The organism is Clostridium sp., assembly GCF_018372875.1.
Classification (GTDB): domain Bacteria; phylum Bacillota; class Clostridia; order Clostridiales; family Clostridiaceae; genus Clostridium.
On record NZ_JAHAIF010000001.1, the window covers coordinates 62,537 to 89,405 of the forward strand.

Below are 26,869 nucleotides of genomic sequence, written 5' to 3' on the forward strand. Positions count from 1 at the left end.
AATAATATTTATGAGGAGTGTGATATTTATGAAGGCTGATAAGAGAACAAATAATGGTCTACAAAAAGGACAAAGAAGACAAAAGCTACATGAAGATCAAAACAATGTAGGAAATGAAAATGAACCATCATTTTTTGAGAATCATAATGGTGAGCAATTGAAATAATTTATAAAGAAGCTGTTGTAAAGTAAATAACTATTTTACAATAGCTTCTTTGTTTTAGATAATTTTACTTATAGCTAAAACCATAAGTATTGCCCCTGAAAGCCAGGATAAATTGATATTTGATTTTTCAACTAATTTTTTACCAATAAAGCTACCCAATATAACAGCAAGAAAACCTATCAAGAAACATAATAAAATAGTTTGTATATATCCACCACCTGCTAAACTACTACCAAATCCAACAGCTAAGCTATCAAATGAAAGGGCAATAGCAAGATAAAGAGATTCTTTAACTGATAATTCTTTTGATTTATCAAGGTCAGCCTTTGTTTCATCAGCATAAACTTGTAATATAAAATTAAAGTCAAATAATCTAAAGGTAAAGGATTTTTCTTTATTTAAGTGCTTTTGAATATAGGTTTTAAATAAGCTTTCGAATAATCTATATATACCTAAAATCATTAGTATAGAGAAACTTAAAGCTATAGGAAGTGTTCCTGGTAAAAAGTCTTTTATTAATCCACCAACAAATAATGAGATTCCTAAAATTATAGAACCAACAATACTAATGACGATAGAGGAAATGATAGGAATTTTTATTTTATTGCTTCCATATGCCATACTAGCAACAAAAGCATCTATACAAATTGAAGAAACTAATAATAATGATTCTATCATAGATATACCTCGACAAATTTCTAGTTATTAGTATATATATGAATAAAATATTACTTTAGTTACAAGAAGAACTCCCTAATTTTTAGGAAGTTCTGTAGTTAATGTATATGGAGTTATATTATTTTGCTTAATCCAATGGCTCCAAGTTGTTTTGAAATTATCATTATTTTCTTTGGTATATCTATAGAAGTTTCTTAGGAATAAAACTCTTTTACTTTCATCTCCTGGTTTAAATAAATTAAAACCACCTAATAAAAACTGTCTGTTTATAATATCATCTAAACTTACATTTTTTGAGTTTTTAATCATATCAAAGAGTGACATAAAGGTTGTTGTTCTTCCAATGCCTTCTTTACAATGAAAGTGAAGCCAATAATTATCAGGTAAATGCGTAACAAACTTTACAAATTGATCTACAGATTCATCAGTAGGTCTATCACCATCAGTTACCGCTATTCTTAAATATCTTACATTATTTGATGAAACTAGCTTACTTTCATTTTCAACAACTGTTGGTATTAATGTATGCTTTCCATTGTCTAAAGTAAGGGATTTGCCAAAAGGTATTTCAGTTAATTGCTTAGCTTCCTTAGTTATAACTTCTTTATAATTAAGTCCAGCATTAGCTTTATCCCCAGGACCATACCAACTTACAGCATTACCATTAATAAATCCATGTGATTCTTGTCTTAAATCTATATCCCAAAATTCATTTTTTGTATTAATATTCTTTTTTAAGTTTAAGAAGGAGAGTGAAGTAAATTGAGAACTACCTGATATATTTAAATTTTCAAGTCCTGTAGTATTTCCACCGCCTTTTATAACATTAGATAAATCAGTAGTTTTCCTAAAGTTATGTGGAAGGGAGTCTGTATTTTCAAAATCAAGGGATAAAGAGACTTGTTCTACTTCTTGGGCAGTAATAGATAATGGCGATAATAAAGAAAATATTAGAATTGAAGATATAATCTTTAAATATTTTTTCATAGTAATTACCCACTTTCTCTTTATAAAATCTATATTTAGTATTCCATAACATGTGAAAAATTATGATATAATTACATAGAATATTAAGGTTAATGAATAAACGGAGGATGGAAATTGATGTACAAGATTATAGCATTAGATATGGATGGAACTTTATTAAACGATGATAAGATTATTACAGAGATGACTAAAAAAGCACTTCAATCAGCAAGGGAAAAAGGGGTAAAGGTTGTACTAGCTTCTGGAAGACCTATAGATGGATTAAGAAGATATTTAGAAGAATTAGGGTTAGTAGATGATAATGAATATGTATTAAGCTACAATGGGTGTTTAGTTCAAGAAACTAAGAGTGAAAAAATAATTTCAGAAAAAGGACTAAAGGGAAGTGATCTTCACTATATTTATAATTTTGCAAGGGAGTTTGGCGTTAATATACATGCCTTTTCTCCAACAAGAGGGTTAATAACTCCTAAAAACAGTAAATATACTGAAGTAGAAGCTGACATTAATAAGATAGATATAAATATATGTGACTTTGATGAAATATCAAAAGATGAAAGCATTATAAAAATAATGCTTATAGATGAACCAGAGGTATTAGATAAGGCAATAGCAAAACTTCCAAAAGAAGTTGGAGAAAAATATAATTTAGCAAAGAGTACTCCATATTTTTTTGAAATAATAAATAAAGAGTCTAATAAAGGATTAGGTTTAAAAGCATTAGCAGATTATTTAAATGTTGATAAAGATGAAATAATAGCTGTAGGAGATGCAGGTAATGATTTGGATATGATTGAGTTTGCAGGACTTGGAGTAGCTATGGAAAATGGGCATAGTAATGTAAAGGAAGCGGCAAACTATATAACAAAGAGCAATAACGAAGATGGTATTGCTGAAGTTGTTAGAAAATTTATTTTAAAATAGAATATTAAGAGGTGAGAAGGTGCCTAATAATTATGGTAATCTACAAAAGATTTATAATGGTAAAAGAAAATATGGTATAACACCACATATTCCTGGAGGATTTATTTTGCCTGAAACTTTAGAGAAAATAGCAAGGGTTGCTAAAAAATACAATGGAGTACTTAAGATAACATCAGGTCAAAGAATATTAATAACAAACCTTGAAGAAAATGATTTGGAAAATATCTGGATGGAACTTGGGATGGAGCCAGCAGTTAAGGAACAAAACTCTGTTAAAAATGTAGAGATATGTCCAGCTGGATTTTGTAAAAGGTCTAAGTTTAATACTATAGGAACTGGAATGAAGCTGTCTAATAAATACCAATGGATGAGTATGCCTTGCAGAAGTAAGATAGGGGTAGCCGGGTGTAGAAATGCCTGTGGAGGTGTCTATAGTAAAGATGTAGGGATAATAGCTGATAAAGATGGATTTATAGTTACAGCCGGAGGTTCAGCAGGTTATAATCCTAGAATAGCGGATATAATAGCAGATAAAGTTGATGAAAAGAGAGCTTTAGAAATAGTAGACAATATATTTAACTATTATATAGAAAATGCAGAAATGGGAGAGAAGTTAGGCTTTTTTATTGATAGAATAGGAGTAGAAGAATTTAAGAAAAGTGTTTTGATATAGAACTGGAGAGAAATATGATTAAGAGAATTATTTTAAAGAGGAAAGATGGTAAGATAATACAAGGAATATTAAAGAAACTTGATGAATCATATATTAATAAGATTATGAAATTTCAAGATGAAATTGTTGAAGGACTAGAGAATAAAGAGTTATATTTTCCAAGTAAAGAGGAAGAATTCTTAGAGTTTATATCTAATAAAGGAAATATAATTGGATGTGTTACTGAAGATGATGATCTTATAGCTATAGGTGTATATTGCAAATTAGGCTATGATGAGAATAACTATGGTTATGATATTGGAATTAATGGAGAGGAACTATTAAAGGTAGGACAAATTGAATCAACATTAGTAAAAGAAAGCTTTAGAGGAAATAAGCTACAGAAGATAATATGTGAGTTACTAGAAGATATTGCAAAAGAAAATGGCACCTTAATTATGAGTGCTACTGCTTCACCGTATAATCCATATAGTGTAAATACATTTTTAGATTTAGGATATGAAATAGCTAAAGATAAAATTAAGTATGGTGGATTAAGAAGGTATGTATTGGTGAAGAGATTTAGTTAGATGGAGATGATAAAGTGAGTAATATGAAAGATCCAAAATTCAAATCTAATTTGTTATTAGCCACTTATGTAGTTGTACTAGCCTTTATATTTATAAATATTAAATCTGTAGGAAACGTATTTGGTTCTACAATGGCAATGTTAAAGCCATTTTTAATAGCTATATGTATAGCTTTTGTGCTTAATATACCAATGAAGTTTTACGAAGAGAAGGTTTTAGATAAGGTTATAAAGCAACCTAAAAAGCGTAGACCTTTTGCAATAATATTAACTATTATTACTATAATAGCAATTATTGTTGGGTTAGTACTATTTATAATACCTCAACTTGTAGAAAGTGGATCAACTTTAGTAAAGAACATACCTGATTATGTTAAAACACTAGAAATGTTTATGGCAGAACATTTCAGTAAAACTGAAGTTTTTGATGAACTTTGGAATCAGGTTTTATCTATGGGAGAAAATATAATAAAAGTCGTTGGACAGGTTACAGGAAGTCTTGTTAGTCAAGTAGTTGATATTACTGTTGGTGTGACATCAACAATAATAAACTTCTTTATGGGAACATTAATAGCTATATATATACTTTTAAGTAAAGAGAAGTTAGGAATACAAGCAAAGAAAATGCTTTATGCATTTTTTGATAGGGGTAAGGCAGATAAGGTTATGGAGGTAGCTAGTATATCTAATAATAAATTTTCTAAGTTTATAACAGGTCAATGTATTGAGGCTGTTATATTGGGGGGATTATGTTTTATTGGGATGACTATCTTTAGCATGCCATATGCATTACTTGTGAGTACAATAATAGGTGTAACAGCATTAGTGCCTATATTTGGAGCATTAATAGGTACAATACCTGCTGCATTTATAATTTTCATGGTTGAACCAATGACAGCAGTATGGTTTATAATTCTTATAGTGGTAATTCAACAGATAGAGGGAAATTTGATTTATCCTATGGTTGTTGGAAATTCTATTGGATTATCTGCAATTTGGGTATTACTTGCTATTACAGTAGGTGGAAGTACATTTGGAATTTTAGGTATATTAATAGGAATTCCTTTATTTGGAGTATTGTATACTTTACTTTCAACTATAACTAATAGTAAGTTAAAGGAAAAGAACATAAAGGTGGAAGACATAGATTAGATACAAGATAAGAATGGTAATAAAGAGACTCTGCAGTTTTGCAGGGTTTCTTTTTTAACCCTAGGAAAGTATAAAATTTTAATTTGTTATAAATCAAAGGTATTATTAAAATTTCATATTAAAGAGATATCCACTCTGCTTTTTTGTTAATTAATCATTATTAGATTAATTATTTCTGGAAACAATAGTATTGGAATATTTTTTGAAGAGGTTGGAAACCAATTGTTGAGGACAATTGCAAAAAGAGACAATGGTTGTGATGAACTGTGCTCTGTTATACCTCAAATAGGCGATAGTATTATAAATGATTTTAACAGTTTAAAAGAAAGAATTGAAAAGTATAGTTGTAAACTAAATTTTAATGAAGAAGATATAGAAGATATTTATATTAATCATTTAAACAGCGATATTTTAAAGTTATATAAATATTTAACTAAGGAATGGATAGTTTATATGAAATATATTGAAAAAGAATATCCATTCCTATATAGCTTTGATTTAAAGAACATTCCTTTTAAGCAATGTTAGTTAAATAATTCTTTAATTTTATCAAGATTTTCTATAGCCATTTTATAGCCGTTATTATATCCCTCTCTTAATTTATTAACATCTTTTTCGAAGCTTTCAATAGATTGTTCTAAGGTAGGTCTTATGATTACGGCTTTTCCTTGAGCTTCTAATTCCTCACAAAAACGAATAGTTTCATTATAATGATTATGTCTAGTTAATAAGGGTTCTTTTAAATTTGGATATTTCTTTCTAAATAGCTTTGAAACTATTATATTTCCCTTACTAAGGTTTTTTCTATATTCTTTTGGTCTTGTAAGTACTATTAAATGTTTTTCATTGCCATCATCAATAGCTTTCCTTATGGGAACAGGGTCACATATACCCCCATCATAGTAATAACTATTATTAATTTTAATTGCAGGAAAGAATAATGGAATAGCACAAGTAGCCCTTAAAATTGAACATTTATCATCTAATTCTTTTCCATCAAAGTATTCAGTCTTACCAGTTATAGCATTGGTAACACCAACTAATACTTTTCCTTCATATTTTTGATAAGTTTCCATATCAAAAGGAGATAGTTTATTTGGAATTTCTCCATAAACAAAATCTAGTCCAAAAAGGCTTTTACATTTTAGAAAATTTCTTAGTCCCAAATATCGCTTATCATTTCTATATGTCATAAGTATATCAAGGTTTCTTTTCTTTTGTTTTGATATATATGATACCCCATTTGTAATACCAGCAGAAACCCCTATGCAATAAGGAAACATAATATTATTATCTAATAAAGCGTCCATTACTCCTGCGCTAAATATAGGTCTAAAGGTACCACCTTCCAAAATTAAACTTGGCATAACTCCTCCTTAAGTGTAAAAAAATTCAATACAGGAATTATATACTTTTTTTTACATCAAATCAATGTGTGAGCAAAATAAAAGCTATCTAGGTAAACTAGATAGCTGTAAAATTATTCAAAAACTATTTCCTTAAAGAATTGAGGTACATGGAATGCAGGTTCTGGAACTGTGATTTCTGCCCATGTTCCAAAGTGAGGAGTAGTTGTTTTGTCTCCACACTTAGTAAAGTTTCCTTTTATAACTTTACCTGATTTAGCTTCAAAACTTGGGAAAAAGGCCTTTATAAAATCAAAAGGTATTTTATATTCTATAGTCCAAGGTTTAAAGTTATCAAAGTCGTTAATGTTTTCATCATTAACATCTGCTTTTATTTCAAAATAATTAGGATTTATATAATCCATACAATGTCTTACTGGTGGTTTGTGGTCTAATTGAAGTAAAAGGTTCCCCCTAGCAGTTATTTCAAAGTTAAAATATCTTTTATCCTTTTCAGGTTCAGGTAAGAAAAAGAATTCTACACAGCTATCATGCCATGAAGGTCCATTAAATTCTTTAACTTCAATTCTAACTTTTTCTTCACAAGAGGTAAATTTTACTCTTATTTCTTCATTTGTGTAACAAAGTTGAACTTTTGTTTTAGGCATATATCCAGTAGTGTCCCATGGATAATTATTAATATTGATAGCTTCAATATTATCCCAAGTGCTCGGCTCAAATTTTTCTGAATTAACCTTTTTTATAACGTACATAAAAACAATCCCCCTAAAAACACCAAAATAAAATTGTATTATAAGGAAATTATACCAATAAAATAAATATAATAATAGTGTTTATGTAAAGCTAGGTTAATTAATTGGTTAATAGTGAACAGTTAAATCAATATTTAGGGAACAATATATTTAAACAATTCACTATTAACACAAATCTTATTGGGCTATATCTATAAAATCAAATTTCTTAACATCAAATATTCCTTTATCAGTAATCTTTATATCTGGAATTACAGGTAAAGATAAAAATGATAGAGTTAAGAATGGGTTGAAGTTTATTGTTGGAGCTATCTTTTTTATAGAATTATGAAGTTCTTCTAAATCATTCATTATTGAATTAATAGGTCGGTTAGTAATTAACCCGCCAATTTCTAGCTTTATAGAAGAAAGTACTTTACCATCTTTAACAACAATAATTCCTCCACCAATTTCGTTTAGTTTTTCAATTGCAAATAGCATGTCTGAATCATTTGTTCCAACTACTATTAAGTTGTGAGAATCATGAGCTATAGTAGTTGCAATAGCTCCACTTTTTAATTCCATTCCATTAATAATTCCAAGTCCTATATTTCCAGTTCCTTTATGACGCTCTATAACAGCAACTTTAAGTAGGTCTTTTTCTATATCAGGAATAAATTTATCACTTAGAGAAGAAATTTCTTCTCTTAAATGTATTGTTTCTAGCTTGTTTGGAATTACTTTAATTACATTAATAATGGATTTGTTATATAGTGTAATATCTAGCTTATCCTTTGAAAGATACTTTATATTTAAACTATTTTTTGTTTCAATTTTAGGTGTAGGTATATTATTTTCAACAAGGATACCATTATCTACAACAAGTTGTCCATCTTTATAAACTGATTGAATTTGGAAGTTTTCTAAATTGTTAAGAATAATAAAATCTGCTTTATAGCCAGGAGCAATAGCACCTAAGTCATTAAGTTTATAACATTCAGCAGAATTTAATGATGCTATCTGAATAGCTGTTTCTGGATTTAAACCTGTCTTTATGGCATATCTAATAGAATTATCAATAGAACCGTTTAATATTAAGTCGTCTATGTGTCGATCATCAGTGCAGAAGCAAAGTCTTCTGCTATTTTTTATTGAAGCAACCTTTATTAATTCCTTTAAATTTTTAGCTACAGTACCTTCGCGAATTAGTACATACATTCCACGTCTAATTCTATCAATTACTTCTTCTTTTAGATGACATTCATGATCAGTTCTTATATTTGCAGTACAATAAGCATTAAGAGTTTCTATATTTAATCCAGCACCGTGTCCATCTATTCTAAGGTTAAGATTTTTTGCATCACATATTTTATTAATCATATCTTCTTCACAATTAACTACAGAAGGGAAGTCCATAACTTCTGCTAATCCTAATACTCGAGCATTAGAATAGAGTTTAGATAGATCCTTACTTGTTAAAATTGCACCTGAATTTTCAAAAGAAGTTGCAGGTACACAAGAAGGAAGCATAAAGAAAAAATTAAAGGGAAGTCCTTCACTTAGTTCTAGCATAAGTTTTATACCATCTAATCCAAGGACGTTGGCTATTTCATGGGGATCAGCAATTAATGAAGTTACACCATGAAGAAGAGCAGCTTTGCAATATTCAGCTGGAGTGGTTAGGGAAGATTCAATATGAGCATGAGCATCTATTAAACCAGGGCATATATACTTTCCTGTACCATCGATAATTTCATTTCCATGGTAGTTTCCAATTCCAACAATATACCCATTTTTAATCCCTACATCTGAAATGAAGGTTTCTTGTCCAAAGACATCAATTATAGATATGTTTTTTATTACTAAATCACAAGGGATACTTTTATTTGCCCCCTTTATTTGTTCAATAAAATTAAATTTATTCATATAATCCACCTCTATTAATTTTATTCAACCCATGAGGCATATATACTTAATTAGCCTAGTAATACTATTTACGGTAGTATTGTAGATACGCTCAAACCATATTATTGAGCTTATAGGTTGATATTGTGTCTCATTATAATTATAGAGATGGATTGTGTCAAAGGTAAAATTATACTTATATTAGTTTAATGCAAACAGGGGATGGTACCTCTATGCTTCCAACATGATTAATTAATCTACCAGTATCTTCGGAAATTTCAAAAATAACCAAAGAAGAGGAGTCTTGATTTGTAATAAGTATGTATTTACCATCTTCACTTATAGCAAAATCTCTAGGGCAGGATCCAAAGGTAGGCTTATGCTCTACCAATGATAAGGCTCCTGTTGCATTATCTATTTTAAAGCAAGCTATTGAGTTATTTCCTCTATCTGAAGTATAAATAAATTTGCCATTTGGATGAATATGTATAGCAGCTCCAGATTTTACACCAGTATATTTGTTTGGCAGTGTTGAAAGTATATTTATTAGCATTAAATGCCCCTTATTATATTGAAATGAGGCTATTTCAGAAGATAATTCAGTTAATACATAGACGAATTTACCATTTGGGTGAAAGGCTAAATGTCTAGGGCCACAACCTTTACTAAATTTTACTCTTAAGTCTTCTCTTTCAATAAAATTATTTTCTTTAACCTCATAAAGATTAATATAATCTTGCCCTAGGTCTATTGTTAAAAGAAAGTTTTCTTCTAGGTCAAGGTCAGCATAATGAATATGAGGGGTATTATTGGTGTGAGTTAATGTCTTTATTGGTTTGCCTATTCTGTGGCCATCTTCAATTGGATAAACATTAACTTTATTATGGTGATAGTTTGCAGTAAAAATTAAGCCTTGTTTATTAGAAAAGTTAATATAGCAAGGTGGATTTTCTGTTTCAAGAACAGAATTTATTCTTTCAAGAGATAGGTTTTCTTTTATTCTGAAAGAAGTTACTCCTCCTAAATCATTATCTTTAGAGGCTGAATATAAAATATTATTTTCTTTATCTATAGCTAGATAGGATGGTTTTTCTATTTCATAAGCTAAAGCGTTTGTCTTAAAGACTTTGTTTTCACAATCAAATTCAAAGTTATAGATTCCTCTACTGTTCTTATTTGTATAAGTTCCAATAAAACCTTTTAAAAGAGTTTTATCCATACAATCACCTCCAAATATTTCCATACAATTATATCATAAAAGGAAAAAATTTGTATAACCACTTCTTGGAATATATAATAGTTTTATGGTGGTAGTAATTATATCAAAGAAATAAAAAGGGGGATGACGTTATGCCATTAAAAATTAATAGGGAGTTACCAGCTTACAAAGTATTAAGTGGGGAAAATATATTTGTAATGAATGATGAAAGGGCAGAAACGCAAGATATAAGACCTTTAAGAATAGCAATTTTAAATTTAATGCCTAAGAAAATTCAGGCTGAGAATCAATTGTTAAGATATTTATCCAATACTCCATTACAAGTGGAAATTAAGTTGCTACAAACTAAAAGTTATACATCTCATAATACGCCATTAGATCATTTAAATAAGTTCTATAGCTATTTTGAAGAGGTTGCAAATGAGAAGTTTGATGGATTAATAATTACAGGTGCACCTGTTGAACAAATGGAATTTGAAGAGGTTGCATATTGGGATGAATTAAAGGAAATAATGGAGTGGAGTAAAAGTAATGTTTATTCGACCTTACACATATGTTGGGGAGCTCAAGCTGGGTTGTATTACCATTATAGAGTGCCAAAGTATCAATTAGGAAATAAGATGTTTGGGGTTTTTGCTCATAGAGTGCTAAAGGAAAATGTTGAATTAACGAGGGGACTTGATGATACCTTTTTTGCACCACATTCAAGACATACAGAAATAAAGAGTAAGGATATAGAAAAGGTTAAGGAATTAGAAATACTTTCAGAATCTGATGATGCAGGAGTATTTATTGTTTCTACAAGTGACTACAGAAAGGTATTTATTACAGGACATTTAGAGTATGATAGAGAAACCCTAAAAGATGAATACTTTAGAGATAAAGAAAAGGGCTTAGAAATTTGTATTCCTGAAAATTATTTTCCAAATGATGATACAACTTTAGAGCCAGTTATGTCTTGGAGGGGGAGTGCACACATAGTATTTGCCAATTGGTTAAATTATTGTGTATATCAAAACACACCATTTAATATTAATGATATTAGAAATGATTAAAAAGGAATAATTATGAAGTATTTTGAAGAGGTAAAGTGCATACGATTAGCTGATAATAAATTAAAAATAACATGGGAAGAACCTAAAAATTCGGTTGTAAAAATATATTTAGAAAATGATGATGAGGAATTATTAATAGAAAGAATTGAGAATAGTAATGAAGTTATATTTATAGATCCAGATAATAAAAGGAGATCATTATTTCGTTTAAAATCTGATGGATATAACTCTGAATTAGTTGGAGAAGCAATACTTCCCTTTATAGGAGTGCATCATTTTAGAGATATAGGTGGATATAGAACTAGGGATGGTAGAAGAGTTAAATGGAACACATTTTATAGGTCAGATAAATTATCAGATTTAACAGAAGAAGATATTGAATATTTTAAGGCTTTAGGTATAAAAACAATTTTAGATTTAAGGTCTAAGGGAGAGGTGCTATCTTCACCTGATCCTAATATTGAAGGTGTTAAATATATAAATATTTCTGGTATGTCAGAGTTAGATAATAATAAGGGAAACTTTGATATGGTATCTATTTTTAATCAAAATTATTTAGAGAATTTTGATGGAAAGAAATTTCTTATGGATGGATATAGAAGTGCAGTTTTTAATAATCTTGCCTATAAGGAATTAATAGATTGTATGGAAAATGAAGAAAGGATGCCTATTTTATTTCATTGCACTGCTGGAAAAGATAGGACTGGATTTGCGTCTGCACTTATCTTATTAATTCTTGGAGTTCCAGAAGAAACAGTAATTAAGGATTATTTACTAAGTAATGAATATAGAAAGAGTAAAAATGAAGAAATAATTAAATCTATAAAAAAGATATCTAATAATCCTAAACATTTTGAGCTATTAAATATGATGCTAGAAGTAAGAAGAGAATATATAGAAGCATCCTTTAAAGAAATAAGGGATAAATATGAAAACATAGATAAGTATTTAGAGATAGAATATGGGTTAAGTAAAACTAAGAGAAGAGAATTAAAGAAAAGATATCTTTATTAGAATGTTATTACAATAAAGAATAAAATTTGACAAATTTAAATAAAAATATTGTAATTACTCCGAATTTTAATATATAATTTTGAATTATACTAAAGAAAATGGAGTGGATTACGTGGAACAGAAGAGAGAAAAATTTTCATCTAGTCTTACTGTGTTTTTTGCTACCTTAAGTTCAGCTGTAGGTTTAGGTAATATATGGATGTTTCCATATGTTGTAGGTCAAAATGGAGGAGCAGCTTTTATAATTGTTTACTTAGGGTGTGTATTATTGATTGGTTTACCAACATTAATAAGCGAATTCGTAGTAGGTAGAGGAACAAGAAAAAATGTATGTGGAGCTATATCAAAAGTCACAAATAAGAGAAGATTTAAATCAATAGGATATATAGCAGTGCTATCAACATTTTGTATGCTATTTTTTTATACAGTAGTTGCAGGATGGGTGTATTCATATGTTTTTAAAGCCTTATTTGGTGTACTTAAAGGAGTTACAGCAGAAGAGGCTGCACAAATTTTCAACAGTACAAGCTTAGGTCCTATTTCACCAATTATATGGCAACTTATAGTTTTAGTAGTTGCGGGTTCTATATTAGGTATGGGTGTTAAAAGTGGTATAGAAAAGTTAACCAAAGTACTTATGCCAATATTAATGGGATTATTAATACTATGTGTAGTAAGAAGTTTAACTCTTCCAGGTGCATATAGTGGTATAGAATTTTTATTAAAGCCTGATTTTTCTAAGGTAACAGTAGGTGTAATTTTATCAGCCTTAGGGCTAGCTTTCTTTAAGTTGTCTGTAGGTACAGGTACTATGGTAACATACGGTAGTTATTTTACTGAAGATAATGATTTAATAGGAACAGCAGGAAAGGTTGCTATAGCTGATACTGGAGTATCATTGCTTGCAGGACTTGCTATTTTTCCAGCAGTTTTTTCTTTTGGACTAGCTCCAACTGAAGGACCAGGATTATTATTTAATACAGTGCCATTAATATTTGCAAAAATGCCAGGAGGAAGTATTTTATCAATAATCTTCTTTGGATTAACTGCTATGGCAGCAACTATGGCAACTATATCCTTATTAGAGGTTCTTATAGCTTTATTTACTGAAGAATTAAAGATTTCAAGAAAAAAATCTATAATAATAAATGTTTTAATAATTGCTTTAATAGGTTCACTAGCTGCATTATCAGCTAATCCAGATGGAGTTTTAGCCAATATAAAGATTTTTGGGTTTACAATATTTGATTCGTTAGACAAGTTTGTTTCTAATATATTATTACCTATAAATGGATTGCTAGTGATACTTCTTTTAGGATATGGACTATCAAAAGAATTTATAATAGAACAGTTAACTAATAAGGGAACATTAAAGAATCAAAAAATGGTTGCTTTGTTAATGTTTGTAATAAAGTGTGTTACACCTATTCTAATATTAATAGTATTTGTTAAAAGTTTCATTTAATAAATGTGTAAAATATTGTATAATAAAGAAAAGTCCATGATAGGGCTTTTCTTTATTTATGCTTTATTGTGGAAGTAGGAGAGATAAAATGGGTTATAAGATATTAATTTGTGATGATGAAAAAGAAATATTAGAATTAATAGAGCTATACCTAGGAAAAGAAGGGTATAGTGTTGTAAAAGCAAACGATGGACAAGAAGCCCTTGAAAAAGTAAAAAACGATACTGATTTTGATTTGGCAATTGTAGATATAATGATGCCTCGTGTAGATGGGTATAAGGTGATTAAAGAGATAAGAAAACTATACAATATACCAATAATAATGCTATCAGCCAAGAATCAAGATTCTGACAAAATATTGGGCTTGGATTTAGGTGCAGATGATTATATTACCAAACCATTTAATCCTTTAGAATTAGTAGCTAGGGTTAATGCTCAGATAAGAAGGGTATATAAATTAAGTGCAAAAGAGAATGATTCTCCTAAGATAGTTATAGGAGATATAGTATTAGATACATATAATGTAAAACTTATAGTTAGAGGAAAAGAAGTAGAAGTAACATCTATAGAGTATGGAATATTAAAGTACTTAATGGAGAACGCAGGAAGAATATTAACAAAAAATCAAATTTTTGAAGCAGTATGGAACGAAGCGTTCTTAAGTGGTGATAATACTATAATGGTGCATATTAGTAGACTTAGGGATAAGATAGAGGAAGATTCTAGAAGTCCTATATATTTAAAGACTGTTAGGGGTCTTGGATATAAGTTTGAAAAAAGGTAAAGTACTATGAAAAAAAGAAATGATAAACTCTTAATTTCTTTATTTAAAAATTATATTACATTTGTAATAATACTAGCTAGTATATTTTTATTAGCATACACCTACTTGGGATATAAAATGTCAAAGTCTATGGAGGATCAGGGGGCACCAGTATTAGATTTGCTTCATGGAAAATATGATGATTATTCTAAGCTAAATGAAGATGTACTAATAAAACTTGAAGGTTTTATTGAAGTTTTAGGTAGTGAAAGAAATGTTATTTATAGAATGGGAAAAATACCTAATGATGAAACATTAAAGGATTCATATTCTGAATATGAGCTGTTACAGACAATTAGTATGAGTGATAATGATAAAAGATATTTTGTGCTAGTTGATACAGTAGAAGAGGATAATGACTTTAAAACTATATTGATTAGAGTACCAGAGGATAAAGTTTCTTTAGCTGTTAATATTTTTTCTGTACCCTATAGTTTAGGAAAGCCATTATTTAAACTTTATATAAAGGTTATAAGTATAGCATTAGTATTTTTTATAATTAGTATTGTAGCCTACAGTATTTGGACGGCTAAGAAGTTTAAGAAGCCATTAAGTAAAATAGATAATGCATTAGGAAAAGTTATAGATGGTGATTATGAAGAAAAGTTAGTTTTGGATGGAGAGAAAGAGTTTATAGTAATAAGTGATACAATTAATTATTTAATTGATAAGCTTAAAGCAAGTAGAGAAGAAAACAAGAAACTTGAAGAAAGTAAAACAAGAATGTTAATAGACTTATCTCATGATATAAAAACACCTATTACTACAATAAGGGGATTTTCAGCAGCATTATATGAAAATCTTATAGAAGAAGAGGAACAAAGAAAGAGATACTATAAAACTATATACAACAAATCAGAAAAGGTTGGGGAATTGGTAGATGACCTTTTTGAGTTTGTAAAACTAGAGAGTGTTCAGTATAAGTTGAAATTAGAAGTTGTAGATATTTGTGAGTTTTTAAGGCAGTTAATTGCTGAATATTTTGATGAAATAAGTGAAAGAGAATTTGAACTGGTAGTGAATATTCCAGAAATAGTAATAGAATTAAAGATAGATAAGAGATTGTTTAAGAGAGCTATTAGTAATTTAATAGATAATTCATTAAAATATAACCCATCAGGAACTAGGTTGAAAATAGAGCTTAGGGATTTAGGGAAATATATTGTTATAGAAGTTTCAGATAATGGAGTAGGAATAGCGGATGAGATAAAAGATACACTTTTTGATCCTTTTGTAAGAGGAGATTCTAGCAGAAAAAGTGATGGTGGTTCGGGATTAGGATTATCTATTGCTAAGAAAATAGTAGAAAACCATAATGGTGAAATTTCTATAGTAAAAAGAAAAAATGATGATATAACTATATTTTATATTAGAATGAATAAATACTAAAAAGGTCCTGAGTATAGTACAGGACCTTTTTAATTTTTATCCTCCTAAGGTTACATCCTGTTCATTGTACCAATTTAAAGCTTCATCCAGATGTTCGGGTTTAAAGTCTGGCCAAAAGTCATCTACTACATAAAAATCAGAGTACACAGATTGAACAGGAAGGAATCCACTCAATCTTCTCCTACCACCCCAGCGTATAATTAAATCAATTCTAGAAATATCATTTGAGTGAATATTATTATATATATTCTTCTTTTTTTCATCAGCAGATTTTAATTCGTTTAGGTCCCATTCCCAACCATAATTAATTAAGAGATTTACTTTCATACCACCTTTTCCGAAGGTTCTACGTTTAGTAAAAGGGATAAGGTCTTTAGGGAATGAAGTAGATTTTGTATTTCCAATTACTAATATTTCACAGTCTTCTTTAGTTAAAAGTTGTACTGAATTTATGCATGCTTCTGTAAATGCTAATTTTTGATCAGTAGGTCTCTTTGTATTATCAACAGTGAATCCATAGAAAGTTATTTCTTCTATACCATATTTTTTGCACTGTTTAAATAGAAGAAGACCGGGATTTATACCTAGAGCATAGCCTTTATCTTTAGTCATCCCATTTTTTACTGCCCATCTTCGATTACCATCTGGAATAATACCTATATGTTTTGGAATTCTCATTATATATCACCTCAACAAATTTATAATAATATTATTTCCATTAGTTTGAAAAATATCCTATATAACTAATTACTTATAACCTATATAAGGTATTGGTATTGGAACTATTATGAAAAATTTACTAAAATATTGTTATATATTTATCAAAGGGGATGGATGGTATGGCAGTAAATCAAAAAAGACAAAAAGAATTAAAAGCATTGGGATTTTTATTACAAAATGATAAAGAACATTTTGCTGTAAGGTTTTTAAGTAGAGCGGGGAATTTTACTACTGAAGAATTAGGAAATGTAAATTATATAGCTGATAAATATGGAAAAGGATATAGTGGTGTTACAACTAGACTTCAAATTGAAGTTCCATGGATTAAAAATGAAGATGTTGAAAATGTAATGGAAGAAGCTAAAAAATTAGGATTAAGACATGGTGGTACTGGTATGAAGGTTAGACCACTTGTTTCCTGTAAGGGAACTGTATGCTTACATGGAAATATTGATACTCAAGGAATTTGTAGGGAACTTGAAGAAAAATATTTTGGAACAGACACACATGCAAAATGTAAATTTGGTATTGTTGGATGTGCCAATAACTGTGCAAAAGCGAGTTTAAATGACATTGGAATAATGGGGAGAACAGTGCCAGAATATGTAGAAGAGAATTGTGTCGGATGTTCACTTTGTGTAAAAGCATGTAGACAAAAGGCTTTAGAATTAGTGGATAAGAAAATTGTCTTCAATGAGGAATTATGTGTAAAATGTGGAGGATGTGTAAGAGCTTGTAGAACAGGTGGATTTATCCCTAGGGAAAAAGGAGCAGAAATCTTTGTTGGTGGAAGATTTGGAAGAGGAATGAGTCTTGGAACATCTTTAGGAAGAATTTTTAAGGAAGATGAGATTGTTGGCGTAGTTGATAGTATTATGGATTATTATAAAGAAAATGGTGTAGCTGGAGAAAGAATCTGTAAGACTATGGAGAGAATAGGACAAGAAAAGTTTATTAATGATATTTTACATAGGATATAAAATATACATTAATATATAAAATAGGATAATAGAGATGAAAAAAATAAGAGGTCATCTTTATTATCTTTTATTTTTATATTATTTTAAATAGCTGTATGTTAATATACAATAAAGAAAATAGGATAAAATAATAATATTATTTGAAAAACTTTGGAGTGAAGTCATGATTAGTTTAATAGGAATAAGGCGAGAAATACCAATTCAAATTAGAGAAGCCTTTACTATAAAAAAGAAGAGAAAAAATGAAATATTAAATGAATTAGTGAAATATTTTGATGAAGCAATAATATTAACAACATGTAATAGAACAGAAATATATGTAGATAGTAAGCTAAATAAAGAAGAAGTAGTAGATGTAATCTTTAAAACAATAGGGTGGAATGATGAGTTAAAGCCCTTTATATTTTATGTAGAAGAGGAAAAAGCATATAGACATCTGTTTAGACTTGCTTGTGGCTATCATTCAAGGATAGTAGGCGAAGATCAAATTTTAGGGCAAATCAAAAATGCCTATATAGAATCTTTAGAAGAAGGTACATGTAGTGGAGAGTTAGGAAGATTATTTCAACAGGGAATAACCTGTGGTAAAAAGTTTAGAACAGAAGCTAAGCTGTTTGAGATACCAGTTTCATCTATTTCAGTTGCAATTTCTATTATGTTAAAAGAAAAATGTAAAAAAGTTATGGTTATTGGCTATGGAGAAATGGGAAAACTTGCTGTTAAATATCTTTTATCACATAAGATAGAAAATATATATTTAGTAGTTAGAGAGCCGGAAAAAATTAAGGATTTACATGAGGAAAATGTAAAAATTATAGATTTCAAAGAAAAAAATCAATTTATACAAGAAGTAGATTCTATAATATCCTGTACTAACGCTCCACATGCTGTTGTTCTAAAGGATGATATTGTAGAAAGAAGAAAAACATTATCTATATTTGATATGGCGGTACCAAGAGATGTTGAAGTAGAGGTTGGATTATTAAATAAAGTAAAAGTATATAATATTGATGAAATAAGCGAAGTTGATGACGAAAATAAAGCATTAAGAGTTCAAAGAATGTCAGAATATAAGTATATTTATGAAGAGTATATAAAGGAATATATGGAATGGAAGGCTCTTAGAGAGATTTCGCCAATTATAAAAGAGTTAAAGATAAAGGGTGAAGAGGTATACTCAAAAAGATTAAATACTTATCATAATAAAAGTAAGGAGCTAAAAGATGAGGGGCTTGTAAAAATGTTATTAAAAAGTACCTCAGATGCGTATATTAATAGAGCCATTGAAGTTATAAAAAATGAGACTCTTAAAGGAAGTGAAGAAGAATGTTTAAGAATAGTGAGGAAGATATTCTTAATAGAGGAGTAAACTTTTCTTTAATATCAGTATTTTCAAAAAAACTAAGAGTAGGCATTATTGGAGCAGGACGTGGTGGATTTATAAAAGCAAAGCACTTTTTTAATGAAGGATGCTCAGTTGATGTTTTAGCAAAAGAAATAGGAGAGGAATTTAAAGAGCTTAAGGGAGAAAATATAAAAATATATATAAAAGAATATGATAAAAGTTTTATAAAAAATAAGCATTTGGTTATTATCGCTATAGATGATAAGAATAAAAAAGAACAGATAAAGAAAGATTGCCAAGAAGAAAGTAAGATATACATAGATTCAACAGAATTTATGGAAGGAATGGGATCAATACCAATGCAAAAGGATTTGAAAAATATTGTTGTTGGTATTAATACAAGAGGAGGAAATCCTAAAGGAAGTAGATTTATAGCACAAAAAGTAGAAGAAGAACTATTAAAATACGATGATTTTATTGGATATACTACTATATTAAGAAATAGGTGTAAAGATAGTAGTATTAAAAAAGTTTTAACAGATTTTATTTCTACAGAAGATTTCTTTTTCTTTTATAAAATAAAAAAATCTAATATAATATTAAAAATGTTTTTTAAGGAAAAGGATTTTAATAATGAGTAAAAAATTAATTGATTTAGAATTATTCTCTGGATTAAAGCAAGAAACAATAGATTCTCTTACTTCCTTATGTATAGAAAAGTACTATAAAAAAGGTGAACATATATTTTTTGATAAAGATAAGGTAACCACAGTATTTATTGTCTTAAAAGGAAAGGTTACTCTATATAAGATAGGTGAAAAAGCTCATAAAAGAATTGTTTTTATATTAGGAGAAGGAAAAATAATAAATGATGTTGTTTTAGATGATTTACCAGCATCAATAAGCTGTGAGGCTTTTGAAGATAGTGAAATTTTATGTTTTGATAGAGATGAATTTGTAAAAATTATGTCAAATGACTTTGAACTAACTACTGTAGTAATTAATTCATTATCTAAAAAAGTAAGAAGATTATATAGACAGATAAAAAATGCTACTCCTATTAAGATTGAAAAGAGAGTTGCAGCTAAGCTATGGAAACTTGCTAAAGACCATGGAGTGGATGTTAAAGATGGAATTGAAATAGGTCTTAACATAAGTATTACATATTTGGCAGATATGTTTGGAGCTCCTAGGGAAACTATTTCTAGAGCATTAAAAGTATTGCAAAAAGAAGAACTTATAGTATTAAATGGTAAAAAAATCATTGTAAAAGATAAAAATAAACTAGCTAAATATTTTAAAAATAATTAAAACTCTGTGAGAATTATCACAGAGTTTTTTTTATATTGTTATTATAATAACGATATAAGAACAAAGACAAGTTTTCTGTAAGGAGATGTGAATATGGGATATAGATTAACTCTAGAAAATATGAATAAGCTTATAGTTCAATTACAAAAGAATAATGAAGTATATGCTCCTAAAGTTTTTGAAGGAGAAGGAACTTTTTCAGATACAGATAGAATTAGATACGGAAAGATAAATAAAATAGAAGAAATAGAATTTAATAAAAAATCAGATTTTTCATATAAGGAAGTACTTTTACCAATAACACAAGTTTTATTCTTCTTTACAGAAGATAAGGTAAAAGAAGCAGAGGTAGAAGAAAAGAATTTAGTTGTATTCTTAAGAAGCTGCGATTTACATGGGGTTAAAAGAATAGATGATATCTACCTAAGAAATGGATTTGTTGATCCTTATTATAAAAAGATGAGGGAAAAAGCAAAGTTTATAGTGTTTGGATGCGAAAAAAGCTTTGAAAATTGTTTTTGTGTAGATATGGGAACTAATAAAACTGATGAATATGATTGTTACATAAAAGTAGATGGAAATGAAGTTTTATTAGATGTTAAAGATAAAGAAATTGAAGAGTTAGTAAAAATATTTGCTGAAGAAGATATTAATGTTATACCTGAATTTGTAGAAAAGAATGAAGTGAAGGTTAATATCCCTGAAAACTTAGACTTATCAGTAATGGATTCTAAGATGTGGGATGAATATTCTCAAAGATGTATAGCCTGTGGAAGATGTAACTTTGTATGTCCAACATGTACGTGCTTTACAATGCAAGATGTCATTTATAGAGATAATGGCAAGGCAGGAGAAAGAAGAAGAGTATGGGCATCATGTCAAGTTGATGGATATACAGATATGGCAGGTGGACACAGCTTTAGAAGAGCTAAGGGAGAAAGAATGAGGTATAAGGTTCTTCATAAAGTTTATGATTATAAGAAGAAATGGGGATATCACATGTGTGTTGGATGTGGTAGATGTGATGATATCTGTCCAGAGTATATATCATTCTCAAATTGTATTAACAAGTTAGAAAAAGCTATGGATGAGGTGAAGTAATATGCATAATGAATATTTGCCATTTGTTTCAGAAGTTTTAGATGTTATTAAGCATACAGATATAGAGTATACATTTAGAATGTCATTTAAAGGGGAAGTAAAGCCTGGACAATTCTTTGAAGTTTCTATTCCTAAGTTTGGAGAAGCTCCAATATCAGTTAGTGGAATAGGAGAAGATTATGTTGACTTAACTATTAGAAAGGTAGGAAAGGTAACAAACGAAGTTTTCACTAAATATAAGGGAGATAAGTTATTTTTAAGAGGACCTTATGGAAATGGATTTGATGTAGAAAACTATAAAGGAAGAGAAGTTGTTATAGTTGCTGGTGGTACTGGACTTTCTCCAGTAAAGGGAATAGTAGATTACTTCTCAAAGAATCCTCAAGATGCAACAAGTACAAGAGTTATAGCAGGATTTAAGTCTCCTAAGGATATGTTATTTAAGGAAGACATGAAAGAGTGGGAAAAGAATATAAACTTTACTTTAACAGTAGATTCTGCTGAAGAAGGATATGAAGGAAATGTTGGACTAGTTACAAAGTATGTTCCAGAACTTAAGTTTGAAGATATGGATACTGCACAAGTTATTGTAGTTGGACCTCCAATGATGATGAAATTTACTGTGGCTGAGTTCTTAAAGCTTGGAATGAAGGAAGAAAACATTTGGATATCACATGAAAGAAAGATGTGTTGTGGACTTGGAAAATGCGGACACTGTAGAATAGATGATACATATGTATGTCTAGATGGACCAGTATTTAATTATTCCAAAGGCAAACTTTTAAGAGATTAGGGGTGTAGTTAATATGGATATAAATACTAAAAAGTTAAAAAAGAACGCTTTTAGAATAACAAAAACTAGAGGAATTACTGCTTCAAGAGTAAGAGTTCCAGGTGGACACTTAAAGGCAGAATATCTTGGATTAATTCAAGAAATAGCTGATACTTATGGAAATGGTACTGTGCATTTAACAACTAGACAAGGGTTTGAAATACCAGGAATTAAGTTCTCAGATATAGACAAGGTTAATGAATTATTACAACCTATTATAGAGGGATTAGATATAAATCAAGAAATCCCAGGTGAGGGATATACAGCAGCAGGAACAAGAAATGTATCTGCATGTATAGGAAATAATGTTTGTCCATATGCAAACTATAATACTACTAATTTTGCAAAGAGAATTGAAAAAGAAATTTTCCCTAATGATCTTCATTTTAAGATAGCATTAACAGGATGTCCCAATGATTGTATTAAAGCTAGAATGCATGACTTTGGTATTATAGGTATGACAATGCCACAATATGATTCAGAAAAGTGCGTATCTTGTGGTGCCTGTGTAAGAGCTTGTAAGAAGAAGTCTACAGAAGCTTTACATGCAGAAAACTATAGGGTTATTAGAGATCACAGAAGATGTATCGGATGTGGTGAATGTGTAATTAATTGTCCTACAGGTGCTTGGACTAGAAGTAAGAAGAAATATTATAGACTTACTATCATGGGAAGGACAGGTAAGAAAAATCCAAGACTTGGAGAAGATTTTATTATATGGGCTGATGAAGATAGTATAGTTAAGATTATAAATAATTGTTACAAATATGTTGAACAATATATAGATAGAAATGCTCCAGGTGGAAAAGAGCATGTAGGTTATATTGTTGATAGAACTGGATTTATGGAATTTAAGAAATGGGTTCTTGAAGGAGTAGAATTACCAGAGGATGCTATAGTAAAAGACAACGTTTATTGGAGCGGAGTTAAATATAGAGAGTAGTTTTAAGGAGAGGGATTGCTATGCAGTCCCTCTCTTTGATAAAAGTTTATTTATTGTTGTCTGTGTAATTCGAAGAAAACTCCACCTTTATATAGAATTATGGTATTTTTACTTTTTTCATATAGTGTTAATCCGTGTATACCATTTACTTCATCATCTTGAATCATATTATCATAGCTTTCTAGAGAAATAGAGTTTACTGTGTTTGATTCAATACCTAAATCATTGAAGGTAACACCTTTAAATCCTGATTGAAATTCGATATTAGAAATACTTTCATTATTATATTTAACATTTAAATATTTTTTATTGTTGTAATTAATGTATGAAGGTGAGAATTCTATTAATTGTCCAATTATCTTGGAAATATCATCATTAGATAATAAAGTTACTGAATTACTGGCAACATTCTTATCAATACTCCATTTTCCGTAGAAAGTATTTATGTTTTCTACAGGAAATAGCTTCATTCCATCCCCATCTAGTTTATAGTAGTTACTTACAACAGTAATGGATTCTCCTCTTATTACTATATAGTTATAATATTTTAATTCAGGAGATTTAGTATCGTATTCTTTCAATTTAAATGCTTTACCGTCAAATTCAACATCGCGCATTTTATCTAGTAAGCCTTCATAATATTGAGTATATCTAACTTTAGCAGGTTTATTAATTTTTACATTATCTAAGAAGTTTTTTAGAGGAGTATTATCTACATATTTTTCTTCTTTAGCGTCATAAACTAAATCATTATTTTTTATAGATTGTTCTTTGGTATAAGGTGCAGCAATATTAGATTCTATTAGGCTTTCTTCAGGTTGTTCTTGTAATCCACTAGTAACTTCTTCTTTTGGAGAAGGATTAGATTGAATAACTTCATCTTTTGATGTATTACAGGATATTAACGTAATTGGTAAAGCTAACAAAAGACAAAAAGATATAAATTTATTCTTCATAAAGTTTTCTCACCCTTTTTATTTATTTTTTATAATTTAATATTAGCAGTTTACATAAAGAGAGTGTTTACAAATAAATTACAAAAATGTATTAAATATTACATATAATTAAACACCTTTTGAAAAGATAAAAAATACCTATTGGACTTGGTAAATGGTAGAATATAATATAGAAATATGAGGCAATATAAATTAATGAGGTGAAATAAATGAGTTTAATTATAGCAACAAGAAAAAGTAAGCTTGCTCAGGTTCAAACTGAGAGAGTTATGGAGTTATTAAAAGAACAACAAAATATAGATTCTGAAAAGTTATTAGTTGTTACAGAAGGTGATAAAAGACTAGATGTAACTTTAGATAAGATAGGTGGAAAAGGACTTTTTACAAAGGAAATAGAAATAGCATTATTAGAAGGAAAAGCAGATGGTGCAGTACATAGCATGAAAGATGTTCCTTTTCAATTAGCTGAAGAATTTGAACTTGTTGCAATGCCTGAAAGGGAAGATGTTAGAGATGCATTTATTTCACGAAAAGGTATTAATTTTAGTGAATTAAGGCAAGGTGCAAAGATAGGAACAAGTAGTAATAGAAGAGCTGCACTTTTAAAAGAGATAAGAAGTGACTTAGAGATTGTACCTATTAGAGGTAATGTTCAAACTAGGCTTAAAAAGATGGAAGAACAAGAGTTAGATGGGATAATTTTAGCTTCTGCGGGATTAAAAAGATTAGGGATGGAGGAAATAATAACAGACTATTTTGACCCTAATATATTCATTCCAGCAATAGGTCAAGGGGCTCTTGGAATAGAGTGTTTAAAAAATAGTAAAAATAAGGAGTATTTTAAGGCTTTAGATAATAAGATGGTACGTTTAGAAGTAGAAGCAGAAAGAAGCTTCATGAAAGCTCTAAATGGAGATTGTCATAGCCTTATTGGAGCTTATTCAATTACAGAGGGAAGTAAGCTATATATGATTGGAACTTATATGGTGAATGGAAAGATAATAAAGAAAGATATAGAAGGTTCCATAGAAGAAAACATAGAGCTAGGAAAAAGATTAGCAGAAAAAGTATTAAGTTGTGGAAGGTAGTAAAATGAGTAAGGCATATATAATAGGAACAGGTCCTGGAGATGAGGAATTATTAACTTTAAAGGCTATAAAGGCATTAGGAGAATGTACTGCAGTTCTTTATGACAGATTAGTATCCAATAATGTTTTAAATTATTTAAGTGAGGAATGTGTAGTTTATTATTGTGGTAAAGAACCTGGTGCTCATTATAAAACTCAAGACGAAATAAATGAAATGATAGTAAAGCTTGCTAATGAAGGTCATGTAGTAGGAAGAGTTAAAGGGGGAGACCCTTATGTATTTGGTAGAGGTGGTGAAGAGGTTCTAGCTTTAGAAAAGGAGGGAATAGAGTTTGAGGTTATTCCTGGAGTTACTTCACCTATAGCTGTATTAAACTATGCAGGTATTCCTATAACTCATAGGGGTATTGCACAAAGTTTTCATATAGTAACGGGAATGACAGCTGTTGAAGAAAAAATAAACTTTGAAGCCTTAGCAAATGAAACTGGAACCCTTGTATTTATGATGGGCCTTAGTAATTTAGAAAAAATAGTAGAAAATTTAACTAGGTATGGAAAGGATGTTAATACCCCTACAGCTGTAGTAATGAGGGGAACATCATCCAAGCAAAAAAAGGTTGTTGGAACTTTAGATAATATCGTAGATAAAGTTAAAGAAGCAGGACTACAATCACCTTGCATTATTGTAGTAGGAGATGTGGTTAATTTAAGCAATAAGCTATCTTGGTATGAAAAAAAGCCCTTATTTGGGTGGAATATTTGTGTAACACGTTCTAGAGAGCAAGCATCAAGCTTAAAGGATAAGTTAAGCAAATTAGGTGCAGAGGTTACAAGTATAAGTTCTATTAAAATTGAGAAAACCTCAGAAAACCTAGATGAATATGTAGAAAAGTTAGATAAATATGATCACATAATTCTTACTTCAGTAAATGGAGTTAATATCTTCTTCCACTATTTAATAGAAAAAAATTACGATATAAGAAGATTAAAAGCTAAGTTTTCTGTAGTTGGAAAAGCTACTAAGAAAGCTTTAGCACAAAGAGGAATACAAGCTTATAAAATGGCTAGAGAATTTGTGGGTGAGGGACTTTTTGAAGCTATTAAGGAAGATTTAAAACCTGGAGAAAAGGTGTTGATTCCATGTTCCTCAAAGAGTAGAACTTTCTTAAAGGATGAAATTGAAGCTTTAGCATTAGAAGTGGATAGAGTTCATACCTATAATACAGTTCCAGGAAAGGTTCAAAATAAAAGAAGTTTTGATGAAGTAGATATAGTATTATTTACTAGCCCAAGTACAGTAAATAATATGGTAGATATGGTTGGAATTGAAGAAGTTAGGAAAAAGAAATGCATTGCAATAGGTCCTATTACTTTCAAGGCTTTAAAAGAGCATGGAATAGAAGGTCTTATGTGTAAGCAACATTCAGAGGATGGATTTTTAAGAGAAATTGTTGAGATTGTGAATAAGGAAGTGTAG

General features: G+C 29.4%; 28 protein-coding genes and 1 riboswitch. Of the genes, 20 read left to right on the top strand and 8 right to left on the bottom strand.

What is annotated here, in order from left to right; all coding sequences use genetic code 11:
* The first annotated feature begins 28 nt into the window (after positions 1-28).
* Positions 29-166: a clostri-philic family protein gene (locus KIB46_RS00315; RefSeq protein ID WP_291669891.1), complete on the top strand. Its 138-nt coding sequence runs from the start codon at positions 29-31 to the stop codon at positions 164-166.
* A gap of 54 nt (positions 167-220) precedes the next feature.
* Here KIB46_RS00315 and ytaF read toward each other — a convergent pair whose 3' ends face one another.
* Together ytaF and KIB46_RS00325 are read right to left on the bottom strand one after the other, a co-directional pair.
* The gene (gene ytaF / locus KIB46_RS00320; protein ID WP_156559633.1) at positions 221-844 is read right to left on the bottom strand and encodes a sporulation membrane protein YtaF; all 624 of its coding nucleotides are present in this window, start codon (positions 842-844) and stop codon (positions 221-223) included.
* 75 nt (positions 845-919) lie between these two features.
* Complete coding sequence (locus tag KIB46_RS00325) at positions 920-1,831, bottom strand: hypothetical protein (protein WP_156559635.1); 912 nt, start codon at positions 1,829-1,831, stop codon at positions 920-922.
* A 117-nt stretch (positions 1,832-1,948) separates the two neighbouring features.
* On the opposite strand from KIB46_RS00325, the gene yidA reads away from it, so the two are divergent.
* The 5 genes from yidA to KIB46_RS00350 all read left to right on the top strand — a co-directional run bounded on the left by yidA (position 1,949) and on the right by KIB46_RS00350 (position 5,676).
* Positions 1,949-2,755, top strand: coding sequence for a sugar-phosphatase (gene yidA / locus KIB46_RS00330; protein WP_156559693.1), 807 nt, complete (start codon positions 1,949-1,951; stop codon positions 2,753-2,755).
* Between the two features lie 19 nt (positions 2,756-2,774).
* Positions 2,775-3,428 carry an NAD(P)/FAD-dependent oxidoreductase gene (locus tag KIB46_RS00335; protein ID WP_291669895.1) on the top strand — a complete coding sequence of 218 codons (654 nt, stop codon included), beginning with the start codon at positions 2,775-2,777 and terminating at the stop codon, positions 3,426-3,428.
* Positions 3,429-3,445: 17 nt separating this feature from the next.
* On the top strand, positions 3,446-3,997 hold the full coding sequence (locus KIB46_RS00340; RefSeq protein ID WP_291670004.1) for a GNAT family N-acetyltransferase: 552 nt from the start codon (positions 3,446-3,448) through the stop codon (positions 3,995-3,997).
* Positions 3,998-4,020: 23 nt separating this feature from the next.
* Positions 4,021-5,148, top strand: coding sequence for an AI-2E family transporter (locus KIB46_RS00345; protein WP_291670006.1), 1,128 nt, complete (start codon positions 4,021-4,023; stop codon positions 5,146-5,148).
* Positions 5,149-5,370: 222 nt separating this feature from the next.
* Entirely contained in the window at positions 5,371-5,676 is a 306-nt protein-coding gene (locus KIB46_RS00350) for a hypothetical protein (RefSeq protein ID WP_291669896.1), read from the top strand.
* Here KIB46_RS00350 and KIB46_RS00355 read toward each other — a convergent pair.
* The 4 genes from KIB46_RS00355 to KIB46_RS00370 form a co-directional block, all read right to left on the bottom strand.
* On the bottom strand, positions 5,673-6,515 hold the full coding sequence (locus KIB46_RS00355) for a patatin family protein (protein WP_291669898.1): 843 nt from the start codon (positions 6,513-6,515) through the stop codon (positions 5,673-5,675). The genes KIB46_RS00350 and KIB46_RS00355 overlap by 4 nt on opposite strands.
* Before the next feature lie 113 nt (positions 6,516-6,628).
* The gene (locus KIB46_RS00360) at positions 6,629-7,267 is read right to left on the bottom strand and encodes a carbohydrate-binding family 9-like protein (RefSeq protein WP_291669900.1); all 639 of its coding nucleotides are present in this window, start codon (positions 7,265-7,267) and stop codon (positions 6,629-6,631) included.
* 177 nt (positions 7,268-7,444) lie between these two features.
* The gene (gene ade / locus KIB46_RS00365; protein ID WP_291669901.1) at positions 7,445-9,172 is read right to left on the bottom strand and encodes an adenine deaminase; all 1,728 of its coding nucleotides are present in this window, start codon (positions 9,170-9,172) and stop codon (positions 7,445-7,447) included.
* A gap of 36 nt (positions 9,173-9,208) precedes the next feature.
* Positions 9,209-9,310, bottom strand: a riboswitch (purine riboswitch).
* Positions 9,311-9,347: 37 nt separating this feature from the next.
* Positions 9,348-10,370 (bottom strand): lactonase family protein, encoded by a 1,023-nt coding sequence (locus tag KIB46_RS00370; protein WP_291669903.1) that lies wholly within the window; start codon positions 10,368-10,370, stop codon positions 9,348-9,350.
* 131 nt (positions 10,371-10,501) lie between these two features.
* On the opposite strand from KIB46_RS00370, the gene metA reads away from it, so the two are divergent.
* From metA to KIB46_RS00395, 5 genes are all read left to right on the top strand, one after another.
* Positions 10,502-11,425: a homoserine O-succinyltransferase gene (gene metA, locus KIB46_RS00375; RefSeq protein ID WP_291669906.1), complete on the top strand. Its 924-nt coding sequence runs from the start codon at positions 10,502-10,504 to the stop codon at positions 11,423-11,425.
* Positions 11,426-11,437: 12 nt separating this feature from the next.
* Entirely contained in the window at positions 11,438-12,439 is a 1,002-nt protein-coding gene (locus KIB46_RS00380; protein WP_156559651.1) for a tyrosine-protein phosphatase, read from the top strand.
* A 112-nt stretch (positions 12,440-12,551) separates the two neighbouring features.
* Positions 12,552-13,904, top strand: coding sequence for a sodium-dependent transporter (locus tag KIB46_RS00385; protein ID WP_291669908.1), 1,353 nt, complete (start codon positions 12,552-12,554; stop codon positions 13,902-13,904).
* Positions 13,905-13,992: 88 nt separating this feature from the next.
* Positions 13,993-14,688: a response regulator transcription factor gene (locus KIB46_RS00390; protein WP_156559655.1), complete on the top strand. Its 696-nt coding sequence runs from the start codon at positions 13,993-13,995 to the stop codon at positions 14,686-14,688.
* Between the two features lie 117 nt (positions 14,689-14,805).
* Positions 14,806-16,116, top strand: a complete 1,311-nt coding sequence (locus KIB46_RS00395; protein WP_291669911.1) for a HAMP domain-containing sensor histidine kinase — start codon at positions 14,806-14,808, stop codon at positions 16,114-16,116.
* 36 nt (positions 16,117-16,152) lie between these two features.
* Here KIB46_RS00395 and KIB46_RS00400 read toward each other — a convergent pair whose 3' ends face one another.
* Entirely contained in the window at positions 16,153-16,794 is a 642-nt protein-coding gene (locus KIB46_RS00400) for an undecaprenyl diphosphate synthase family protein (protein ID WP_291669912.1), read from the bottom strand.
* Between the two features lie 161 nt (positions 16,795-16,955).
* Here KIB46_RS00400 and KIB46_RS00405 point away from each other — a divergent pair, with 161 nt between their 5' ends.
* The 7 genes from KIB46_RS00405 (at position 16,956) to asrC (ending at position 23,348) form a co-directional block, all read left to right on the top strand.
* Positions 16,956-17,816 carry a 4Fe-4S binding protein gene (locus tag KIB46_RS00405; protein WP_291669914.1) on the top strand — a complete coding sequence of 287 codons (861 nt, stop codon included), beginning with the start codon at positions 16,956-16,958 and terminating at the stop codon, positions 17,814-17,816.
* A 163-nt stretch (positions 17,817-17,979) separates the two neighbouring features.
* The gene (gene hemA, locus KIB46_RS00410) at positions 17,980-19,185 is read left to right on the top strand and encodes a glutamyl-tRNA reductase (protein WP_291669916.1); all 1,206 of its coding nucleotides are present in this window, start codon (positions 17,980-17,982) and stop codon (positions 19,183-19,185) included.
* Entirely contained in the window at positions 19,143-19,802 is a 660-nt protein-coding gene (locus KIB46_RS00415) for an NAD(P)-dependent oxidoreductase (protein WP_156559665.1), read from the top strand. The genes hemA and KIB46_RS00415 overlap by 43 nt, the downstream gene beginning before the upstream one ends.
* Positions 19,795-20,472, top strand: a complete 678-nt coding sequence (locus KIB46_RS00420; RefSeq protein ID WP_156559667.1) for a Crp/Fnr family transcriptional regulator — start codon at positions 19,795-19,797, stop codon at positions 20,470-20,472. The genes KIB46_RS00415 and KIB46_RS00420 overlap by 8 nt, the downstream gene beginning before the upstream one ends.
* 93 nt (positions 20,473-20,565) lie before the next feature.
* Positions 20,566-21,573 (top strand): anaerobic sulfite reductase subunit AsrA, encoded by a 1,008-nt coding sequence (asrA, locus tag KIB46_RS00425; protein ID WP_156559669.1) that lies wholly within the window; start codon positions 20,566-20,568, stop codon positions 21,571-21,573.
* Between the two features lies 1 nt (position 21,574).
* Positions 21,575-22,366: an anaerobic sulfite reductase subunit AsrB gene (gene asrB, locus KIB46_RS00430; protein ID WP_291669921.1), complete on the top strand. Its 792-nt coding sequence runs from the start codon at positions 21,575-21,577 to the stop codon at positions 22,364-22,366.
* Between the two features lie 13 nt (positions 22,367-22,379).
* Positions 22,380-23,348 (top strand): sulfite reductase subunit C, encoded by a 969-nt coding sequence (gene asrC / locus KIB46_RS00435; protein WP_291669923.1) that lies wholly within the window; start codon positions 22,380-22,382, stop codon positions 23,346-23,348.
* Between the two features lie 50 nt (positions 23,349-23,398).
* Here asrC and KIB46_RS00440 read toward each other — a convergent pair whose 3' ends face one another.
* Entirely contained in the window at positions 23,399-24,304 is a 906-nt protein-coding gene (locus KIB46_RS00440; protein WP_156559673.1) for a hypothetical protein, read from the bottom strand.
* A 209-nt stretch (positions 24,305-24,513) separates the two neighbouring features.
* Between KIB46_RS00440 and hemC the strand changes: the two genes are divergently transcribed.
* Together hemC and cobA are read left to right on the top strand one after the other, a co-directional pair.
* Entirely contained in the window at positions 24,514-25,392 is an 879-nt protein-coding gene (gene hemC, locus KIB46_RS00445) for a hydroxymethylbilane synthase (protein WP_291669927.1), read from the top strand.
* A 4-nt stretch (positions 25,393-25,396) separates the two neighbouring features.
* Complete coding sequence (cobA, locus tag KIB46_RS00450; protein ID WP_291669929.1) at positions 25,397-26,869, top strand: uroporphyrinogen-III C-methyltransferase; 1,473 nt, start codon at positions 25,397-25,399, stop codon at positions 26,867-26,869.

Coding starts and splice junctions, on each gene's coding strand:
- metA (WP_291669906.1), top strand. CDS start 10,502: ATGCCATTAAAAATTAATAGGGAGTTACCAGCTTACAAAGTATTAAGT.
- yidA (WP_156559693.1), top strand. CDS start 1,949: ATGTACAAGATTATAGCATTAGATATGGATGGAACTTTATTAAACGAT.
- KIB46_RS00420 (WP_156559667.1), top strand. CDS start 19,795: ATGAGTAAAAAATTAATTGATTTAGAATTATTCTCTGGATTAAAGCAA.
- cobA (WP_291669929.1), top strand. CDS start 25,397: ATGAGTAAGGCATATATAATAGGAACAGGTCCTGGAGATGAGGAATTA.
- hemC (WP_291669927.1), top strand. CDS start 24,514: ATGAGTTTAATTATAGCAACAAGAAAAAGTAAGCTTGCTCAGGTTCAA.
- KIB46_RS00315 (WP_291669891.1), top strand. CDS start 29: ATGAAGGCTGATAAGAGAACAAATAATGGTCTACAAAAAGGACAAAGA.
- KIB46_RS00405 (WP_291669914.1), top strand. CDS start 16,956: ATGGCAGTAAATCAAAAAAGACAAAAAGAATTAAAAGCATTGGGATTT.
- KIB46_RS00440 (WP_156559673.1), bottom strand. CDS start 24,304: ATGAAGAATAAATTTATATCTTTTTGTCTTTTGTTAGCTTTACCAATT.
- KIB46_RS00400 (WP_291669912.1), bottom strand. CDS start 16,794: ATGAGAATTCCAAAACATATAGGTATTATTCCAGATGGTAATCGAAGA.
- KIB46_RS00370 (WP_291669903.1), bottom strand. CDS start 10,370: ATGGATAAAACTCTTTTAAAAGGTTTTATTGGAACTTATACAAATAAG.
- asrC (WP_291669923.1), top strand. CDS start 22,380: ATGGATATAAATACTAAAAAGTTAAAAAAGAACGCTTTTAGAATAACA.
- KIB46_RS00390 (WP_156559655.1), top strand. CDS start 13,993: ATGGGTTATAAGATATTAATTTGTGATGATGAAAAAGAAATATTAGAA.
- asrB (WP_291669921.1), top strand. CDS start 21,575: ATGCATAATGAATATTTGCCATTTGTTTCAGAAGTTTTAGATGTTATT.
- KIB46_RS00395 (WP_291669911.1), top strand. CDS start 14,806: ATGTCAAAGTCTATGGAGGATCAGGGGGCACCAGTATTAGATTTGCTT.
- KIB46_RS00415 (WP_156559665.1), top strand. CDS start 19,143: ATGTTTAAGAATAGTGAGGAAGATATTCTTAATAGAGGAGTAAACTTT.
- KIB46_RS00360 (WP_291669900.1), bottom strand. CDS start 7,267: ATGTACGTTATAAAAAAGGTTAATTCAGAAAAATTTGAGCCGAGCACT.
- hemA (WP_291669916.1), top strand. CDS start 17,980: ATGATTAGTTTAATAGGAATAAGGCGAGAAATACCAATTCAAATTAGA.
- KIB46_RS00325 (WP_156559635.1), bottom strand. CDS start 1,831: ATGAAAAAATATTTAAAGATTATATCTTCAATTCTAATATTTTCTTTA.
- ade (WP_291669901.1), bottom strand. CDS start 9,172: ATGAATAAATTTAATTTTATTGAACAAATAAAGGGGGCAAATAAAAGT.
- asrA (WP_156559669.1), top strand. CDS start 20,566: ATGGGATATAGATTAACTCTAGAAAATATGAATAAGCTTATAGTTCAA.
- KIB46_RS00345 (WP_291670006.1), top strand. CDS start 4,021: ATGAAAGATCCAAAATTCAAATCTAATTTGTTATTAGCCACTTATGTA.
- KIB46_RS00355 (WP_291669898.1), bottom strand. CDS start 6,515: ATGCCAAGTTTAATTTTGGAAGGTGGTACCTTTAGACCTATATTTAGC.
- KIB46_RS00380 (WP_156559651.1), top strand. CDS start 11,438: ATGAAGTATTTTGAAGAGGTAAAGTGCATACGATTAGCTGATAATAAA.
- ytaF (WP_156559633.1), bottom strand. CDS start 844: ATGATAGAATCATTATTATTAGTTTCTTCAATTTGTATAGATGCTTTT.